The sequence below is a fragment of the Paenibacillus konkukensis genome, from assembly GCF_023523925.1.
GTDB classification, from domain to species: Bacteria; Bacillota; Bacilli; order Paenibacillales; family NBRC-103111; genus Paenibacillus_S; species Paenibacillus_S doosanensis.
In genome coordinates this window covers 657,234-676,815 of the sequence record NZ_CP027059.1, presented here as the reverse complement: position 1 = coordinate 676,815, position 19,582 = coordinate 657,234, and the positions used below count along the sequence as shown (strand labels likewise).

15 protein-coding genes are annotated in these 19,582 nt (G+C 54.3%); 14 read left to right on the top strand and 1 reads right to left on the bottom strand.

The features are described 5' to 3' along the window. Positions 1 to 8 precede the first annotated feature (8 nt). The 11 genes from SK3146_RS02885 (at position 9) to SK3146_RS02835 (ending at position 13,675) form a co-directional block, all read left to right on the top strand. A complete protein-coding gene (locus tag SK3146_RS02885) occupies positions 9 to 1,247 on the top strand; it encodes an ABC transporter substrate-binding protein (protein ID WP_249863655.1) in 1,239 nt (412 codons plus the stop codon). 189 nt (positions 1,248 to 1,436) lie between these two features. Beyond that, positions 1,437 to 2,705, top strand: a complete 1,269-nt coding sequence (locus tag SK3146_RS02880; protein WP_249863654.1) for an ABC transporter substrate-binding protein — start codon at positions 1,437 to 1,439, stop codon at positions 2,703 to 2,705. 36 nt (positions 2,706 to 2,741) lie between these two features. Next, positions 2,742 to 3,668, top strand: a complete 927-nt coding sequence (locus tag SK3146_RS02875; RefSeq protein WP_249863653.1) for a carbohydrate ABC transporter permease — start codon at positions 2,742 to 2,744, stop codon at positions 3,666 to 3,668. After that, positions 3,665 to 4,489 carry a carbohydrate ABC transporter permease gene (locus SK3146_RS02870; protein WP_249863652.1) on the top strand — a complete coding sequence of 275 codons (825 nt, stop codon included), beginning with the start codon at positions 3,665 to 3,667 and terminating at the stop codon, positions 4,487 to 4,489. The genes SK3146_RS02875 and SK3146_RS02870 overlap by 4 nt, the downstream gene beginning before the upstream one ends. Next, a complete protein-coding gene (locus tag SK3146_RS02865; RefSeq protein WP_249863651.1) occupies positions 4,486 to 5,976 on the top strand; it encodes a serine hydrolase domain-containing protein in 1,491 nt (496 codons plus the stop codon). Before SK3146_RS02870 ends, SK3146_RS02865 begins: the two co-directional genes overlap by 4 nt. A gap of 301 nt (positions 5,977 to 6,277) precedes the next feature. After that, a complete protein-coding gene (gene aldA, locus SK3146_RS02860) occupies positions 6,278 to 7,744 on the top strand; it encodes an aldehyde dehydrogenase (protein ID WP_249863650.1) in 1,467 nt (488 codons plus the stop codon). Positions 7,745 to 7,817: 73 nt separating this feature from the next. Beyond that, positions 7,818 to 9,275, top strand: coding sequence for a purine-cytosine permease family protein (locus SK3146_RS02855; RefSeq protein ID WP_249863649.1), 1,458 nt, complete (start codon positions 7,818 to 7,820; stop codon positions 9,273 to 9,275). Between the two features lie 219 nt (positions 9,276 to 9,494). Beyond that, entirely contained in the window at positions 9,495 to 10,739 is a 1,245-nt protein-coding gene (locus tag SK3146_RS02850; protein WP_249863648.1) for an amidohydrolase family protein, read from the top strand. 109 nt (positions 10,740 to 10,848) lie between these two features. After that, the gene (locus SK3146_RS02845; protein WP_249863647.1) at positions 10,849 to 11,580 is read left to right on the top strand and encodes a FadR/GntR family transcriptional regulator; all 732 of its coding nucleotides are present in this window, start codon (positions 10,849 to 10,851) and stop codon (positions 11,578 to 11,580) included. A 157-nt stretch (positions 11,581 to 11,737) separates the two neighbouring features. Continuing rightward, the gene (gene aldA, locus SK3146_RS02840) at positions 11,738 to 13,204 is read left to right on the top strand and encodes an aldehyde dehydrogenase (protein ID WP_249863646.1); all 1,467 of its coding nucleotides are present in this window, start codon (positions 11,738 to 11,740) and stop codon (positions 13,202 to 13,204) included. Positions 13,205 to 13,246: 42 nt separating this feature from the next. Then, positions 13,247 to 13,675: a cupin domain-containing protein gene (locus SK3146_RS02835; protein WP_249863645.1), complete on the top strand. Its 429-nt coding sequence runs from the start codon at positions 13,247 to 13,249 to the stop codon at positions 13,673 to 13,675. Between the two features lie 163 nt (positions 13,676 to 13,838). Here the strand turns inward: SK3146_RS02835 and SK3146_RS02830 are convergent, their stop codons facing one another. After that, positions 13,839 to 15,326: an IS1182 family transposase gene (locus SK3146_RS02830; protein WP_249860275.1), complete on the bottom strand. Its 1,488-nt coding sequence runs from the start codon at positions 15,324 to 15,326 to the stop codon at positions 13,839 to 13,841. A 292-nt stretch (positions 15,327 to 15,618) separates the two neighbouring features. On the opposite strand from SK3146_RS02830, the gene SK3146_RS02825 reads away from it, so the two are divergent. The 3 genes from SK3146_RS02825 to SK3146_RS02815 all read left to right on the top strand — a co-directional run bounded on the left by SK3146_RS02825 (position 15,619) and on the right by SK3146_RS02815 (position 19,023). Then, positions 15,619 to 16,428: a creatininase family protein gene (locus SK3146_RS02825; protein ID WP_249863644.1), complete on the top strand. Its 810-nt coding sequence runs from the start codon at positions 15,619 to 15,621 to the stop codon at positions 16,426 to 16,428. Between the two features lie 59 nt (positions 16,429 to 16,487). After that, the gene (locus tag SK3146_RS02820) at positions 16,488 to 17,831 is read left to right on the top strand and encodes an FAD-binding oxidoreductase (RefSeq protein ID WP_249863643.1); all 1,344 of its coding nucleotides are present in this window, start codon (positions 16,488 to 16,490) and stop codon (positions 17,829 to 17,831) included. A gap of 238 nt (positions 17,832 to 18,069) precedes the next feature. Beyond that, positions 18,070 to 19,023, top strand: a complete 954-nt coding sequence (locus SK3146_RS02815; protein ID WP_249863642.1) for a 3-hydroxyacyl-CoA dehydrogenase family protein — start codon at positions 18,070 to 18,072, stop codon at positions 19,021 to 19,023. The last annotated feature ends 559 nt before the right edge of the window (positions 19,024 to 19,582 follow it).

The following is a 19,582-nucleotide window of genomic DNA, read 5'->3' as shown; positions in this document are numbered from 1 at the left end:
GAAGGAACATGACGCCAACGATACGTTGTATAATTGCACTTATTTTCGTTATGATGACGGCCGGCTGCTCGCCGTCTCCCGAGCCGCAGCAGCCGGCCGCTCCGCGCGTAACGCTGGAGCTGCTGTCCAATAAAGGCGATACGGCGGAGGCGGTAGATCAGATCATCGCCGCCTTCGAAGAGCGGCATCCTCTTGTCAAGATCGAGCAGGATGCGCCTCCGAATATGCTGAAAGTGTTATCCATGCGCTTTTCTACCGATACGGCTCCGGACCTGTTTACCGTGTATCCGTCGGCTCCGAGCATACGCCAGCCCATCAAGGAGGGGTATTTGGAGGATTTGACGGGAGATCCGTTATTGCAGCGCGTGAAGCCGGAATTTATCGAGTTCAGCCAGACGCAGGGACGAAATTACGCGATTCCTTATGCGCTGGAGGGCTACGGAATTATTTACAACACGGCGATATTCCGCGATTTGAACTTAAGCGTGCCGCAAACGTACGCGCAGCTGATTCAAACCGCCGAGACGCTGAAATCGGCCGGCATTACGCCGTTTCTGTTCCCGGATCAGGACTACGCTTACTTGCGAAAAGTATCGGCCGTATTGCTGGGCTTGGACGATCCGGACATCATTCCTTATTTCGAAGACGTTATTGCCGGCAAGCGGCATATAACGGACAGCCCGCAGCTGCTGCGGCTGGCCCAAAAAACGCTGCAGCTGCGACAGTATGGACAGCGAGATTCGCTGGGCACCTCCAACGAAACCGCCGTTCACGATTTTGCGGACGGCAAGGCGGCGATGTTCTTCACCGGGATGTGGGAAGTGAGCACGATCAAACGGCTGAATCCCGGCATCGATGTCGCCATGTTCCCGTTTCCCGCCGACAACCCGGACGATACGCGGGTCGCGATGCAGGTGGGAACGGCCTTCGGCATTCCTCGGAATTCGAGAACGGCGGTGCAGGCCAAGCAGTTTCTGGAGTTTATGACCACCCGGGAAATGGCGCAGCTGTTCGCCGACGAAACCGGGAATATCTCGATCATACAAGGAGTCGAGCACCGCGTGAAGGAGAACAAGGGCATCGCCGATTACGCGTTGGCGGGCAAATTGTTCCGTGCGGCCGATTCGCCGTGGACGCCGTCCATGCAGGACGATTTCGGCAAAGCGGTGCAGGGGCTTATAGCCGGAAACGATACGAAGACGCTGATGCAGAAGTCGGAAGATATTTTCTATAACGCCGATAAGTGAAGGAAAGGGTAGCGGACGAGCCGTTATCCTTTTTTTTGCTGAGATGACAGAGCTTAGCGATTTCAAGGCTAATTTGTCTATCCACATATTTCTCATATGCGCGAAGTCAGTTTATTCATATCCATGGAAAACGCAAATTGTTAGGATTGTAAGCGTAACCAAAACAATATAACCATGGGGGTAACGCAGATGAAACAAAGACGCGCATGGCAGCAAATCGCAGCTCTGGGAACCGTCGTAGCCTTATCGACGACCGCAGCCTGCTCGAACGGAGGAGAGCCGGCCAAAGGGGCGGCGGACGGCGGCGGACAAAAGGTCAAGCTGGAGCTGTTATCCAACAAATCGGACGTAACGGATACGCTGAACAAAATTATCGCCAAGTTTCACGAGCAAAATCCCGGCATTGAAATCGAGGTCAACGCGCCGCCGAATATGCTGAAGGTGCTGGCGATGCGGATCGCCAATAACGATGCTCCGCCGTTGTTCACGGTCTATCCGTCGGCTCCGAGCATGCGCCAGCCGGTGAAGGACGGCTACTACGCCGATCTGACGGGCGATGCCGAATTGTTCAAAAACGTCGTGCCGAGCTTCGTCGATTTCAGCAAGACGCTCGGGAAAAACTACACGGTGCCTTACGCGTTGGAAGGATACGGCGTAACGTATAACGTCGATATGTTCAAGGAGCTTGGACTGAGCATTCCCAAGACGTATGCGGAATTGATTCAGGTCGCGGAAAAAATCAAAGCGGCCGGCAAGACGCCGTTCCTGTTTCCGGATAAAGATTACGCGATCATACGCCAAACCTCGGCGGCTTTCCTCGGCCTGGACATTCCCGACGCCAGCCAATATTTCGACGATGTGATCAACGGCAAGAAGCATATCGCAGACAATCAGGAGGTTCGCAAGGTCGCTCAAAAAATAGTCGATCTCCGCAAATACGGGCAAAAGGATTTGCTCGGCACCTCCAGCGATAACGTCGTCAGGGATATGGCCGCAGGCAAAGGCGCGATGTTCTTCCACGGCATGTGGCAGGCTGTCGCGATTAAGAAAGCCAATCCGAATATGAACGTCGATATTTTCCCGTTCCCTGCGGAAAAAGCGGAGGATACGAAGGTTGCGATGCAGGTGGGCACGGCGCTCTCCATCCCGAAAGACGGCAAATACAATAACGAGGCCAAGAAATTTATGGAATTTTTTGCGACGACGGAGATGGCGCAGATGTACGCGGATGAAACGGGCAATATTTCGGTTATTAAAGACGTCAAGCCGAATTACAAGGAGAATAAAACGCTGGCCGAGTACGCTTTATCCGGCAAGCTGTACCGGGCTGCGGATTCCGCCTGGACGCCGGCGATGCAGGACGATTTCGGCAAGGCGACGCAGGAGCTGATCGGCGGGGGCACGATTGACGATTACATGAAGAGACTGGAAGAGATTTTCTACAATAAAGGAAACTGATGAGCGTCTTACATCATAGGTTTGGAGGATGACAGAATGGAAGCGATCCATAGGGCGCAGAGTCGGCCGGCAGGCTCCAAGAGCACGGGACTGCGATCGAAGAAGCTGACGGTTTATGTGTTGTTTACTTTGCCGGCGCTTCTCTTGTACATCGGATTCTTTTTTTACCCGACGCTGATGGGGTTCAACTACAGCCTGACGAATTGGGACGGCATGGCGCGAACGTATCGTTACATCGGCCTGGACAATTACGCCGCCATATTTCGGGACAGCCGTTTTCTCCATGCGCTGCAATTTACGTTCAAGTACACGCTGATCGTCGTTATCGTCAAGACGGCGATCGCTTTGGGCCTGGCCATGCTGTTAACGAGCGGCATCCGTATGCGGGGGTTTTTCCGCTCGATTTACTTTTTTCCCGCCGTGCTCAGCCTGATTACGATCGGCTTGATTTTTAACGAAATTTTCTTTACGATCCTGCCGAAGCTGGGCGAATCTCTGGGCATCGAAGTGTTATCGAGGAATATACTGGGCAATAAGGACACGGCGCTTTACGGCATCTTGATCGCTAACGTGTGGCACGGCGTCTCCGTTCCTATGGTCATTTTCATGGCCGGGCTGTCGAGCGTGCCGAAGGATTTGCACGAAGCGGCGACGATCGACGGAGCATCGCGTACACAGCGATTTTTCTCCATTACGTTTCCTTTTTTGATCCCGATGCTGAATGTAAATCTGGTGCTATTGATTAAAGGCGGGCTCACCGTATTCGACTCCATTGTCGCCATGACCGACGGGGGACCGGGAACGTCGACCGAATCGATCGGCTTTCTGATCTACAGGCACGGTCTGCTTGAAAATAAATTCGGCTACGCTACGGCGGAATCGATCTTTATTTTTGCCTTGATCGGATTGATCTCCTTCATTCAGATGAAATGGCTGGGGAAAAAGGAGGTCGGTCAGCAATGAAGGAAGGGCGTATCGTTCAGGCTATCCAATATACCGTCCTCGCGCTGGGCGCGATTCTCGTTCTGATTCCGATGTATTTGACGGTCAATCTATCGTTCAAGACGCAGATGGAGTCGGCCCAAAGCTTTTTTGCTCCGCCGTCCGGCCTGTTTCTCGGCAATTTTGCGGCGGTGATGAAAGGGAAGTTCTGGATTCATATGGGCAATTCCGTGATGATCACGCTGGTATCGATGCTGTTCATCATGATTCTCGTCCCGATGGTATCGTTCGCCATTTCCCGAAACTTCAAGCGCGGATATTTCAAGTTCGTCTTTTACTTTATTCTCTCCGGCATCTTCGTTCCGTTTCAGGTCATTATGCTGCCGGTGCTGAAGCATATGTCGAGCATGCATTTGTTAAACCAGATGGGGCTCATCATTATGTACGTCGCGCTTTCGTTTACGCAAGGCATTTTCTTAAGCGTTGGTTTTCTAAAAAATATCCCGCTCGAGCTGGACGAAGCTTCGACGATCGACGGCTGCGGCATCGTGCAAACGTTCGTCCGCATTATTTACCCGCTGATGCTGCCGATTATCGTGACGATCGTCACGCTGAACAGCCTGTGGATATGGAACGATTTCCAGCTGCCGCTCATTTTGCTGAATCGAAGTCCCAACTACTGGACGCTGCCGTTATTTATTTATAATTTCAAAACGGATTACGGCTTCGATTATAACGTCGCTTTTGCCGGATTTCTGATCACCATGCTGCCGATCATTGTGCTGTACGGATTTATGCAGCGCTATCTGATAAGCGGCTTGACGGAAGGAGCTTTGAAATGAGAGATGCCGGGAATGAAAGGCCGATCAATGCCGAACAGAAGCTGCCCCGGTCCACGCCGGAGGAGCAAGGGGTCGCCGCCTCCGGCATCGCCGGATTTCTGTCCGCTGTGGAAGCGAAACGGCTGGAGCTTCACGGTCTGATGATCGTTCGTCACGGGCATGTCGTAGCCGAAGGCTGGTGGGCTCCGTACAACTCGGAGCAGCCTCATATGCTGTTCTCCTTATCGAAGAGCTTTACCTCGACTGCGGTCGGATTCGCCGTCGCCGAAGGACTGCTGACGGTGGAGGACAAGGTTGCCTCCTTTTTTGCCGGGCAACTGCCGGAGCCTCTGGATGAACGGCTTGCGGCCATGCGCGTCAAAGATTTGCTGACGATGAGCGCCGGGCATGCAAGTCCGATTATGGGCGGAGAATGGCGCCGGACGGAAGGCGATTGGGCGCGGTATTTCCTATCGAGACCGATGGACCACGCGCCGGGCAGCCGGTTTATGTACAACAGCGGAGCGACGTATATGCTGTCGGCCATCGTTCAGAAGGCTGCAGGTCAAACGCTGCTCGATTATTTGCTGCCCCGGCTGTTTCAGCCGCTCGGCATCCGCGTATCCGGCTGGGATACTTGTCCCTCCGGCATTAATACGGGGGGCTGGGGATTGAGCCTGACCACGGAGGATTTGGCCAAGTTCGGACAGTTCTATTTGCAAAAAGGCGTATGGCGCGGTAAGCGGCTGCTGCCCGAAGCATGGATCGAACAAGCGACGTCCTGCCAAATTGCCAACAGCGCCGGAGAGCGGATCGATTCCAGGCAAGGTTACGGATACCAGTTTTGGCGCTCTCGCCATAATTCGTACCGTGCCGATGGGGCGTTCGGGCAATTTTGTATCGTCATGCCGGAGCAGGACGCCGTTATTGCGATCCATGGAGGGCTGTCGGACATGCAGGGAGTCATGGATTCGCTCTGGGAGCATCTGCTGCCGGCGATGTCGGAAGAGGGGCGCCTTCCCGGTGATCGAGTGGCCGAGGCGGCATTGCGCGATAAGCTTCAGCGGCTGGCATTGAGCTTGCCTCGGCTGCAGACGGATTCTCCGCTTGCGGCCCGAATATCGGGTAAGCGGTACGCGTTCGGCGCCAATCCGCAGCGAATCGAATCCGTTACGTTTGAATTCGGGGAGCACGGCTACCGGTTTCATCTAACGGATCACAGGGGAACGCACCGGATCGATTGCGGCTTGGGGCAGTGGCACACCGGAGTGACAACGATGACCGGGGGCGAGCTGCATCACCGGTATGAGCCGGATACGCTGCGGGTGGCGGCGAGCGCTGGGTGGCGGGACGATGCTGCGCTTGTCATGACATGGTGCTTCGTAGAGACGCCGTTCACCGATACGGTCGTCTGCCGGTTCGAAGGGGGCCGGCTTCGCTTGGAGCGCTCCGTTAATGTGAATAGCGGGGAGACGGAGCTGCCGGTCGTATGGGGCGAGCTGGTGTGAGAGACTGCGCTGCGGCGCCTTTGACGGCTGCCTCCCCGAGCTGTCGATGCCTGCGCTATTAGTAATGATTGTATCACCGAAGAAGAGCCGCCGGCTAAAGCCTGCGTCTGCATGTTTAGGGTGAGCCTAAGCATGGGGGTGCAGCTTAAGTCCGGCGGCTCTCTTATGTACGCAAATTCGAAGGTAAATGAAGGAATTTTGCTCATTGACGATTTGGGGGGAGAATTGCTATAATCAACTTAACGTTATATGGTCTGACGTTAAGATGAAATGAATATCCGAAAGTGGAGGGGATTTTAGTATGGCGGTATTCACGGAACATGTTAAAACCTACGAGCTGTATATTAACGGAGAATTCAGAGCTTCGACAAACCCGGAAATGTTAACGGTTACAAATCCGGCGACGGGAAACATCATCTCGCAAGTGCCGAACGCGACGATCGAGGAAACGCGTGAGGCGATAGCGGCGGCCGAGGCGGCGCAGCGGTCGTGGGAGAAGCTGCCGGCCGTCGAGCGGGGCAGGTATTTGCGGCAAATCTCGCAGAAAATACGGGAGAACGCGGAGGAGCTGGCGCTGACGATTTCGCGGGAGCAGGGGAAGATTCTTAGCCTGGCGACGGTGGAAGTTCATTTTACGGCGGATTATATCGACTACATGGCCGAATGGGCGAGACGGTACGAAGGGGAAATTATCCAGAGCGACCGGCCGAACGAGCAGATCTTTATGTTCAAGTCGCCGATCGGCGTCGTCAGCGGCATCCTGCCCTGGAACTTCCCGTTCTTCCTGATCGCGCGCAAGCTCGCGCCGGCGCTGATCACGGGCAATACGATCGTCGTCAAGCCGAGCGCGGAGACGCCGAACAACGCGTTCGAATTCGCGAAGCTGGTCGCGCAGACGGATTTGCCGAAGGGCGTGTTCAACCTCGTCTCGGGCAGAGGAAGCACGGTCGGGCAGGAGCTGTCGTCGAATCCGAAGATCGGGATGGTCAGCTTCACGGGAAGCGTGGAGACGGGGTCGCGGATTATGGCGGCGGCAGCGGAGAATATCATCAAGGTGTCGCTGGAGCTGGGGGGCAAGGCGCCGGCGATCGTGATGGACGACGCGGACTTGGATCTGGCGGTCGAAAGCGTCAAAAACTCGCGGATTATCAATACCGGGCAAGTATGCAACTGCGTGGAGCGGGTCTATGTGCACGAGCGCATCGCGGAGCAATTCATCGAACGGCTCGGGCGGGCGATGAGCGAGGTCACCTACGGCGATCCGATCGCGGAGAACGTCGATATGGGACCGCTGGTTAGCGAGCAAAGCCTGGCGTCGGTGGAAGCGATGGTCAACCGGGCGATCGCGGAAGGAGCGCAGGTCGTTACGGGAGGAAAACGGTCGTCGCGCGCCGAAGGTTATTATTACGAGCCGACCGTGCTGGTGAACGTGAAGCAGGATTCGGAGATCATGCAGAAGGAAATTTTCGGCCCGGTCGTTCCCGTAATGACGTTCCGCGATTTGGACGAAGCGATCGAGCTGGCGAACGATTCGGAATTCGGGCTAACTTCGTCGATCTATACGCAAAATCTGGACATTGCGATGAGGGCGTGCCGGGAGATCAAATTCGGGGAAACGTATATTAACCGGGAAAATTTCGAGGCGATCCAGGGCTTTCATAACGGCTGGAGAAAATCGGGCATCGGCGGAGCGGACGGCCGGCACGGACTGGAAGAGTTTTTGCAAACCCGGGTCGTCTATCTGCAGTACGATTTGAACAAGAAATAAGCTTTTATTTCGCTCTTGGTTGTAAGCGTTTCCCTTTATGTTGATCTGTAAAAACCGTGGAGGTGCCGGCAAAATGAAAGCTTCTCAGATGGAAGAATCTTTAGCGAAGAAATATAAACAGCCCAAAGGGGTAGAGCAGTTCGGGATTGAAGCCGTATCGGATGAGCTGAGGACGGTCCGCTGGTGGGACACCTTTCTTATCGTATTGAATTTTATCGTCAATCCGGGGACCATTGTCATCAGCGGCTCTTTGATCGCTGCGGGGATGTCGTTCTGGGAAGCGATTTTGACCGGCTTCTTCAGCATTGTCATCGGCTTCTCCGTCTATCTTGTCGCGGCGACGGTCGGGGTCGATTACGGCATCCCCGGATTGGTCAGCCTGCGCAGAGTGTTCGGAATTCGCGGTTCCTGGATCGCTTCCGGCTTAAGAGCGGTGTCCAGCGTCTACTGGTTCGCCTTCCAGACTATCGCCGGGTCGATCGGGCTGTCGGCCGTGCTGGAGGCGCTCATGCATCGGCCGGTCAATCTCGCCGTCATCAGCGTTGTGTTTGCTTTGTTCCAGGTAGCGGTGGCAACTGTAGGGTATAATTCGTTAAAAATTTTATCGCGATACACTTTCGTGCTGAAAATAGTATTTTCCATTATTTTGATGGTCGTGCTGATGAATTACCCGCAAGCTTCGTTCCATCCTTCCGCCGTATTCTCCTTCGCGACCGGAGAAGGGGCGAAGTGGGGGCTGATCGCGCTATGGTCTACGGGGATGGCGGCCGCCTGGTTTTCCAACTTTACGGATGCGGCCGACTTTTGCCGGTATTCCAAAACCCGCGTCGATATGTGGATCGGCACGTTTCTGGCGGCGGTGATCGGGCAGATTATTTGCTCCTTCGTAGGCGGCTACGCAGTGGCGGCAGTGCTCGGAAAAAGCAGCAACGCGTTCGATGTCATCGTTCAAACGGCCAACGGCGCCGTCTGGCTGCTAATTCTGATCTTCGTCTATATCGTCATGGATAACTGGACCATCAACGTGCAGAATCTGTACACGGGGGGCCTTGCGATCAGCAATATTTTTACCTCTTTAGGCCGATTCTGGGGTACAATTATCGTCAGCGGGTTCGGCGTGTTCTTATCGCTGCTGCCCCAGCTTGTCAACGGGTACATCGGATATATGTCGGTGCTCGGCGACTTATTCGCGCCGATGGGGGCCGTCTTCGTCGCCCATTACCTGATCTTCTCGCGGGGGAGAATCAATGTTCCCGCTTTATACGACCGGAGCGGACAATATTGGTATTGGAACGGCTTCAACTGGATAGCGTTCTTCTGGATGGTGGTCGGTTACTTCATTAACAAAAGTATTCCCCAAAGCATGTTGAACATCGTCTGCACGACGGTCATCGTCGGCTTTCTGTATTGGCTGAGCGTCGCCATCATCCGCAAAAAATCCGCTGCGCTGCTTCATGCAATCGAGCATCAACCGAAAAGCCATCAAGAAAGCGGCGGTATCGGCAGCTCGACCAACGTCCATTTGACTTAATTCGAAAGGCGCCCTTCATACCGCGGAGAACGGGTGAAGGGCTTTGTTAGTTTTACAAACGTGGTGAAAAAGTCCGCTGCGGCGTCCATTTGATCCTCCAATCGCTGAATCCGTTTTCAAAGGCGAACGCTTACGCTTTTCCAGATTCAAATGGCCTCTCCGCTAGTTTTTCACCGGACTTTTAAAAGCATGTACTCGGAAAAGAAGGAGCGGCAATCGATGAACAATTCGCGTTTACTGTTCGCCAATGTGCGTTTGCCCGGGGGCGGCAATCTCAAAACGATTGAAGTGGATGACGGGAATATTATCCGAGTCAGCGATGCGGCTGCGGGGCCGCAGACGGATCAAGACGGTTATATGGATATGGGAGGAAGGCTGCTGCTGCCCGGAATGGTGGACATTCACATGCATTTGGACAAAGCGATGACTTGGCCCGAGCTCCCCAACGCATCGGGTACGCTGCTGGAAGCGATACGGCGATTTGCCGATGCGCAGCCGCTTATGGAGACGGAAGATTTGATCGAGCGGATGACGAGGACGATTCGCCTGGCTCTGCGCCACGGGACGACAACGATCCGGACGCATCTCGATTACGGTTCGCCGTCTTACTGCGCCAAGGCGGTGGAGGCTTATCATACGGTCAAGGAACGGTTCCGGCGCGAGCTGGACCTCCAGGCGGTATTGATGTGTCCTCCCGGAATGGATGAAGAAGCCGAGGCGGCCGTCCGGCGTGCCGTAGCCGACGGAGGCATAGATGCGATAGGCGGAGCGCCGCATTTGGCCGATGCGCCGGAGCGTCAGCTGGATCGGCTGTTCGACATGGCCGTTTCGCTGGATGTCGATCTGGACTTGCATATCGACGAGTCGGACGACCCGAAGGTGAATCATCTGCCGTATTTATGCCGCAAAACGGTCGAGGTTCATTATGAGGGCCGGGTCATTGCCGGTCACTGCACTTCCTTGTCCGCGATGGAAGAGAGCCAGGCGCTAGAGATTATGGCGGCCGTCAAGGAAGCGGGGATCGGCATTGTTACGCTGCCGGCTTGCAATTTATTTTTGCAAGGGAGGCAGGACAAGGGACTTGTCCGCCGGGGCTTGACGAGAGTGAAGCAGCTGGCCGGCATGGGCGTTCCCGTAGCCATAGGGTCGGATAATGTGCGAGATCCGTTTCATCCGTACGGCAACGCCGATTTGCTGCACAGCGCGCTGCTGGCCAGCTACGGGGCGCATATGACGACGGAGGCGGAGATGAACAAGCTGATCGCGATGATTACGTCGGTTCCGGCTGAGCTGCTTCGGCTGGATCATTACGGGCTGCGCCCCGGCGGCCGGGCGGACTTCGTGCTTCTGGACTGTGAGGATGCCGGCAGCGCTTTGGCCGTGCAGCCTGCGGCGCGGGAGACGTGGAAGCGGGGGCGGCGGGTGTGCCGGGTGACGGAATCGGTGACATGGGAGGAGCCGTAAAATCGCGTGCGGGAAATGGGTAGTTTACAATTCGTCGCAAATTTTATATATTCATAGTATTATTTGATTGTCAGATATTAAGACTACTTTAAGATCGAGGGGAGTGAGAATGAGAATGTTGGAGGATAAGATCAATCCTATTAAGAAAACGACTCTTTCTCAAGATATCGTACAGAAATTAATCGAATTGATTGTCAACGGAACCATCGGGCCGGGCGAGAAGCTGCCTTCGGAGAAGCAGCTGATGGAGCTGTTCGGCGTCGGACGCAGCAGCCTGCGCGAATCGATACGCGCTCTGGTGGCTTTGGAGCTGGTGGAAGTGAAAGTTCCCGAAGGAACCTTTGTGTCCAAATCGTTCGGTAATTTTTTTACCAAGCACCTCGAGCTTATGTCGAAGATTAGCTTTGATAACATCGTCGAACTGGTGGAAGCAAGGCTCAAGCTGGAAGTCGATTTGGCGGAGCTGGCGGCGCTGAAGGCTTCCGACGAAGAGCTGCGGCATCTGGATGCGATCATCGCCACGATGAAGCAGGCCAAGGATAACGAGGAGTTTCTGAACGCCGACCTTGAATTTCATATTCATATCGCTCAGATGGCGCATAATTCGTTTATGTTTCAAGTGCTGTCTATATTGCGCGATATTACGAGAGAGTGGATCTACCGAGTGCTGCAGTCCGAATCGGCCAGAGAGATCAGCCTCGCTCAGCATGAGCGGATTGCCCGCGCCATTCAGCGGAGAGATCCTGCCGAAGCCGGCGAGAAAATGCGCGAGCACTTGGAGACGGTCGGCGAAATTCTGCTGAACATTTCCAATGCGTCGGCGGAATCATCGAATGAGTGACAAGAGCCTGGATACAGAGCCCGTTTTGAAGACGAGCCGCTGTCCGGGCTTTTTTTCTTTTTATGGATTGACGTTCCATTGGTTCGTTGCTATAATCAACTTAACGTTAGATGGTCTGACGTTAAGATCAAATGAACATCCGAATGGAGGGCTTATCATGGCGGTATCCAGCAATGGATCAAAAACCTACGAGCTGTATATTAACGGAGAATTCAGAGCTTCGACAAACCCGGAAATGTTAACGGTTACAAATCCGGCGACGGGAAACATCATCTCGCAGGTGCCGAACGCGACGATCGAGGAAACGCGGGAGGCGATAGCGGCGGCCGAGGCGGCGCAGCGGTCGTGGGAGAAGCTGCCGGCCGTCGAGCGGGGCAAATATTTGCGGCAAATCTCGCAGAAAATACGAGAAAACGCGGAGGAGCTGGCGCTGACGATTTCGCGGGAGCAGGGGAAGATTCTTAGCCTCGCGACGGTGGAAGTTCATTTTACGGCGGATTACATCGACTACATGGCCGAATGGGCGAGACGGTACGAAGGGGAGATTATTCAGAGCGACCGGCCGAACGAGCAGATCTTTATGTTCAAGTCGCCGATCGGCGTCGTCAGCGGCATCCTGCCCTGGAACTTCCCGTTCTTCCTGATTGCGCGGAAGCTCGCGCCGGCGCTGATCACAGGCAATACGATCGTCGTCAAGCCGAGCGCGGAGACGCCGAACAACGCGTTTGAATTCGCGAAGCTGGTCGCGCAGACGGATTTGCCGAAGGGCGTGTTCAACCTCGTCTCGGGCCGGGGGAGCACGGTCGGCCAGGAGCTGTCTTCGAATCCGAAGATCGGGATGGTCAGCTTCACGGGGAGCGTGGAGACCGGCTCGCGGATTATGGCGGCGGCAGCGGAGAATATCATCAAGGTGTCGCTGGAGCTGGGGGGCAAGGCGCCGGCGATCGTGATGGACGACGCGGACTTGGATCTGGCGGTCGAAAGCGTCAAAAACTCGCGGATTATCAATACCGGCCAAGTATGCAACTGCGTGGAGCGGGTCTATGTGCACGAGCGCATAGCGGAGCAATTCATCGAACGGCTCGGGCGGGCGATGAGCGAGGTTACCTACGGCGATCCGATCGCGGAGAACGTCGATATGGGGCCGCTGGTCAGCGAGCAAAGTCTGGCGTCGGTGGAAGCGATGGTCAACCGGGCGATTGCGGAAGGAGCGCAGGTCGTTACAGGGGGCAAACGGTCGTCGCGCGCCGAAGGCTATTATTACGAGCCGACCGTGCTGGTGAACGTGAAGCAGGATTCGGAGATCATGCAGAAGGAAATTTTCGGTCCGGTCATTCCCGTAATGACGTTCCGCGATTTGGACGAAGCGATCGAGCTGGCGAACGATTCGGAATTCGGGCTAACTTCGTCGATCTATACGCAAAATCTGGACATTGCTATGCGGGCGTGCCGGGAGATCAAATTCGGGGAAACGTATATTAACCGGGAAAATTTCGAGGCGATCCAGGGCTTCCATAACGGCTGGAGAAAATCGGGCATCGGCGGGGCGGACGGCCGTCACGGACTGGAGGAATTTTTGCAAACCCGCGTCGTCTATCTGCAGTTCGATTTGAACAAGAAATAGAGCAATTTTCCTTTCATAACTATACAGAATGGAGCATGTGTCATGGAAAAGACGGTTTATCAGCCGGTAGTCAGCAAATATAAAGATGTGAAGCCTTTTGAAATGGACCAAGGGGTGCTGTTTCATGATATGATGATACAAGAGATGGGGCCAAAAACGATCATCGTCGGACTTGCCACCTTCGAGCCCGGCAAGAGCTTGCCGTGCCATATCCATAATGTCGAGGAGTCGGTGACGATTTTGAAGGGCAATGCCTTTTGCGATGTGGAAGGGGTGCGCACGGCTCTGGAGCCTTACGACACATCGTTCATTCCGGCGTTCATTCCGCACCGTTTCGTCAATGCCAGCGATACGGAGGAACTCATTATTTTATGGGCGTATTCACAAGTGGACGAATCGCTCAAGCATGTCGACGTGGAACGCATCATCGTGGAGACGGACCGCTGCATGCTGCCCAAGAACCGGCCTTAATCGGCCCTAAACGTCCGGTTAACACGATGAAATCACCACACTTCTAAGAGTCTGTCCGACGGAGTTACTTTTGTAGGTCCCTTCGGAGTAAGACTCGGTTTTCAAATGATTTTTCATCACGATTTGAGTATAATCACTGTGTCTTTCTTTGCCTTTGTGGGAGTTACGCCGCTTTTTTACGTTTTTGGGCAGACCTCTCCCGTTTATACACCGTGGATGGTTTGGGATATTTGGCAGAATGAAGCTTTCTTAAATTATAGCTTAAAGCCAAAAGGACGAACTCACCCTCAACCTTATCTTCGCCACGGAGGTGAAACTGACGAAAGCCCTGACATTCTTTCATTTGCCCCCACGCGGGTTCCACGATGGCTTTACGTAACCGGTAAATGTCTTTACCGGCATCGCTTTGCACTTTGGTTCTCATGGCTTCTCGGATCGGATCGCCTTCATTGCGTTTGACCCTTCGTTTACCGGATCCGGACTTAACGCAGTCCTTTTGAAACGGGCAGGTCAGGCAGGCATCGCTCATATACACCCATTGAGTCGCTTTTTGAGGATCCTTTTCATAGTATGTGTACTTGTGGATCAGCGTTTGTCCCGCTGGGCACACATAGGTATCCGTTTCCGGGATATACGTAAAGTTGGTTTTATCGTACGGATTCCCGTGCTGCTTGTTTTCACGGGTTGCCGCGATGTAGGCGTCGGTCTCGGCCTTCGTCGCCGCCTGAATGTTGTCCGCACTAAAGTACCCTGCGTCCGCACTCACTTTCTCGGGCACCTTTCCCGTTATGTTGCGGATGGAACCGAGCACCGGCTGGAATTGGTGTTGGTCGCTGCTGCTAGGGTTCATCTGCAGTCCGACGATGAATCCCTGATCCGCATCTACGGCAATTTGCGGATTATATCCTTGGATGACGCCTTGGGTTTTCGTATCCATGATTTGGGAATCTGGATCGGTAAAGTTAAATTGATCTTTGTCCGGTGTCTTCGATTCCTCTACCGGTTTGCGAGCTTCCAACTGTCTGAGCGCCTCTCTGATTTTTTCAAGTCGGGATTGGCGATTGGTCACCGATTCCGGCAACAGCGAAAGGGGCTCTTCGTTCTCTTGGTCGTCTATCTGGCCGGCTTGCTCGAGAGCTTCGCGGATTTCCTTTTCCAGACGCTCGATTTCCTGGTTCATCCGATCTCGCGACATCGACTTATGCTTCGATGCATGGGCTTTCAGCTTCGAACCATCGATGCTGACATGACCGAGGGACACGTACCCTAGCTGTATGGCGATGTGTACCACTTGTTTGAAAAGTCCCGGTAATGATTCGAGGTGATCCTTTCGAAAATCGCTGAGCGTACGGAAATCCGGTCGATGGCCGCCACATAGCCAACGAAAAGGAATATTTTCATCCATAGCCTGACGAAGGGTCCGGGAGGTGAACACACCCGTAGCATAGCCATAGAACCATAACTTCAAAAGCATGGCGGGGTGATAGGCTTCTTCTCCGCGATGGGAATACCGATTTGTCATGACCGTGAGATCTAACTGATCCACGATGTCGCTAACAAGCCGCACTAAATGATCTTCAGGGATCCAATCGCTCAAATACATCGGAAACAATTCACCTTGTTCCGTGGAGTAAGATTTAAATTTTGCCATAAACCACACACCCTTTTTTACCAGATAAACAGATTACAGTTAAGTTTCGCGACGAAACTATGCTTTTCCTGTTTCGTCGGACAGACTCCTAAAAGCGTGGTGAAAAAAGAGCGAAGGGGCCGTTTGAATCTGGAAAAGCGATAGCGTTCGCCTTTGAAAGCGGATTCTCTCCATGGAAAAAGGAAAAAAATCCAAATAATCTGATTTCAACAGTGATCGGAAGATCAAATGGGCACCGCAGCGGACTTTTTCACCACCCTTCTAAACCGTACGAAAAAGGAGAACGTCGTCGATGGAGAGAAGATATAACGGGAGCGCATGGCATGACAGATTTTTACCGAGACTAACTTCGGCGGAAGTGCAAGCGCTTCCGAAGGAGGAGGCGCTGGTCGTGCTGCCGATCGGCGCGGTGGAGCAGCACGGTTCCCACCTGCCGGTGTATACCGACACTTTGCTGGCCGAGAGCGTATTGGACGAAGCCTGCAAGTATGTGCCTGAGCGGTACGCCGTTTGGCTGCTTGCGCCGATGCCATACGGCATTAGCAGCGAGCATAGCGGAAGAGCGGGGACGATTTCCTTGTCGATTCCGACGCTGCAGGGAGTGCTAATGGATATTGCCCAAGGCGTCCGGGAGAGCGGGTTCAGACGGCTGCTGCTCTTCAATGGGCACGGAGGGAACAGCGCGCTGCTCAATCTAATGGCGCGGGAAGTGCGGCTTAAGACAGGCTTGATGGTATTTTGCCTGAATGTTGGAGGCTTGACCATTGAGGAGGGCTTGATTACGGAAAAAGAGCGGCTGCTCGGCATCCACGGAGGCGATTATGAAACGTCGCTGATTATGGCGTCATACCCCGAATGGGTGCGCGAGGAGCGGCTTGGGGCCGAATATCCGCGGCTGGAGGAGCATTCGCGCTACCTCCGGTTTCAAAACGCCGGCTTCGCATGGACGATCGACGACGTATCGGAGAGCGGCATTCTCGGCGATGCGCGAACCGCATCCGCAGACAAGGGCAAGCTGCTGTACGATCGGCAGGGCAGGCAGGTGGCCGATATTTTGATGGAGCTAACCTCCTTCGAAATCGGCAAGCTTAAGCAGCAATGAACCGTTACAAGCTCCGGCCGCTGGCCGGAGAGACTGCAATCTGAAGGGGCTGAGGCAGAATGAATCGTTTGTTCGGCGAATTGATCGCGTTATTGGGTGACGACCGTGTAGTGCTGGAGCTGGCCTCCAGGGAACAATTATCCAAGGACTTTTATTGGTATTCTCCGATTTTAACGGAATTGCTCGACGGCAAGACGGCGGATGTCATCGTCTATCCTCTGAACGAGGAGGAAGTGAAGCGGGTGTTGTCACTGGCTGTCCAGCATGAAGTGCCGGTCACGGTCAGAGGAGCGGGCACCGGCAATTACGGCCAGATCGTACCGCTGCAGGGCGGCGTTCTGGTCGACGTGAGCAGGATGAACCGGATATTGGATATAGGGGAAGGGTATGTCCGGGTCGAGCCGGGAGTCAAAATATCGACGCTGGAGAAGACGCTCCGCGAACAGCGGCAGGAATTATGCATCATTCCGAGCACTTACGCCAAATCGACGGCGGCCGGCTTCGTCAGCGGCGGCTCGGGAGGCATCGGCTCCATCAGCTGGGGTCTTCTATGGGACGGCAATGTCATTGAAGCGACGATTATTACGGCGGAAGCGGAGCCTCGCGTTATCCGATCCCGCGGAGACGATCTGCTGAACTATATTCACAGCTACGGGACGACCGGCGTCATTACCGAAGTGATCTACCGGGCGGTGCCCAGAGTCGAATGGGCGCAATGCATCGCCTCGTTCGCGGATTTGGAGGATTCGCTGCGCTTCTCCGAGACGCTCGCCCAGGACGAATCGATTCCGAAGCGCTCCGTTTCGACCTGCGAATGGCCGATTCCGTCCTATTTTCGCCCGTTGAAGAAAGTGATCCAAGATCAGAAGCATGTCGTCATCCTGGAAGTGGACGAAGCCTCGCTGGAACTGCTGCAGCCGCTGCTGGAGAGGTATAACGGGACGATTACGCACGCGATCCCGGCCGCCAATTATATGAAAGGTCAAGGATTGGCCGAGTATACGTGGAATCATACGACCTTGTGGGCGCTCAAGGCGGACGAGAGCATGACGTACTTGCAAGGAAGCTTCTCGCTGGACCGCTATATGGAGCAGATCGGGCTGATTAAAGCGAAGTTCCCGGATGAGTTCTACAATCACTTCGACTGGATGCGCAGCGGCGGCGAGCTGATCCCGCAGCAAATCCCGCTTGTGCGTTTTACGACCAAGGAGCGGCTGTACGAAATGATCGATTTCTGCGAATCCATCGGCGTCAAAATTTTTAATCCGCATACGTATTTGCTAGAGGAAGGCGGATGGGAAGCGCATATTCAGCGGGTGATTCGAACGAAAAATCAAAATGACCCCAAAGGGCTGCTGAACCCGGGTAAGATCGGCTTGCCGTTAAAAGCCCCTTCGGTATAGGAGTCTGTCCGATGAAACATTTTCAACGATTATGTATCCGCCATGACTGAACAAAACGTGATTTACGCTGCATGAAAGGGTCCATTGGGGATAAATATTCGTAAATTTCAATCCGTCGGACAGATATCTAGCAGCCCGGTCATCACCGCCCTATAGAAATGCGGCGAACAAAGCAGACGAAACAAGCGGGAACAATCTGCAAAAAGCTGAAAAAATGTCCAAAAGGAGGAATACGCCCATGCTGGAACAAGTAACGGTGATCGGAGCCGGAGTCATGGGGCATGGCATTGCCCAAACGGTGGCGGCAGGCGGGATTCCCGTGAGGCTGTACGATCTTGCGGCGGATACGCTGCAGCGCGCCGAAGCTTCCATTAACGATAATTTGAACCTGTATGTGCAGCAAAAGGCCCTATCCGCGGAGCAAAAGCAGCAGATTTGCAAGCGCATTCAATATACGACGGATCTGGACGATAGCCTGCTCGGCTCCGGTATGATTCTCGAGGCGATTCCCGAAGTGCCGGATTTGAAGCGGCAGCTGTTCGAGAAGCTGGAGGAGCGGTGCGGACCCGAGGTTATCATCGCTTCCAATACGTCCACATTGCCTCTATCGACGCTGATTCGGCATGCCGTTCATCCGGAACGGTATATTATCGCCCACTTCATTAACCCGGCGCCGCTCATCCCGCTGGTGGAGGTGGTCAAGCACGAGCTGACTTCCGAATCGGCGCTGCAAGCGACCGTAAATCTGCTGAATCGGATCGGCAAATCGCCCGTCGTGCTGAAAAGAGAGGTTCCCGGCTTCATCGCTAATCGTCTACAGGCAGCATTGCTGCGAGAAGCGATGGCGTTGATCGAGCAGGGCGTCGCCGACGCTCCGGATATCGACCGGGTCATCAAGGACGGTCCGGGCTTCCGCTGGGCGTTCATCGGACCGGTGGAGACGGCCGATTACGGCGGGCTCGACACCTGGAAGCGCGTGCTCGATAACTTGCTGCCCGATCTGGACAAGGGGGAGAAAGCGCCGGAAACGATCAACCGTCTTGTGGCCCGCAACGATCTGGGCGCCAAAACGGGCAGGGGCTTATGCTCTTACGAAGGCGTGTCGGTAGAGGAACAATTGCAAGCGCGCGATACGTCGTTCATCAAGCTGCTGCAAATGAAGCAAGCGTTAGCGCGATCGCAAGGATCGTGAAGCCGGGTATAGCAAGTTCATGTTGGTAGGCCGCACAGCGTTTGCGGTCTTTTTTGTTGTTTAGGAAATGATGCGCAGCAAATTCCTGTGGATATCCGGGGGCTCCCCCGAAAGGAATGTCTACCCATAGAACGAACCCAGAGGAATGGTTAGACGCCGATCCAGCCTAGGCTGGATGCGGACGGAATAAGCTTCAGAGCATCACGTCACTTTTGGGGGATTTGTTCCGTTTCGGTGAAGGCGGTGAATCGGATTGCGTCGCTAACGGACGCTACGGCAGTTAATGGGACTGAATGCAGCGGTTTTAAATGGTAACGGACAGGACGGCGCTTAATTAGCTCCGAATCCGCTGTCTAACGGGGCTTTTCGGCAATTAGACGACGAGGCGCAGCTATGTCCATTAAAGCTCCGGAAAGCGATATGGATCTGAATAAGGGATTTGGCGTCCGGTAAAGTTATGTAAAACGAAATCTTCCGGTAACGTTGGCCGCCGTTTATGGTAAAATCGGGAAACAGGCGAGAGCTCGCGAGTTGTGCCGGTTGGCCCGACAAAAGGCCC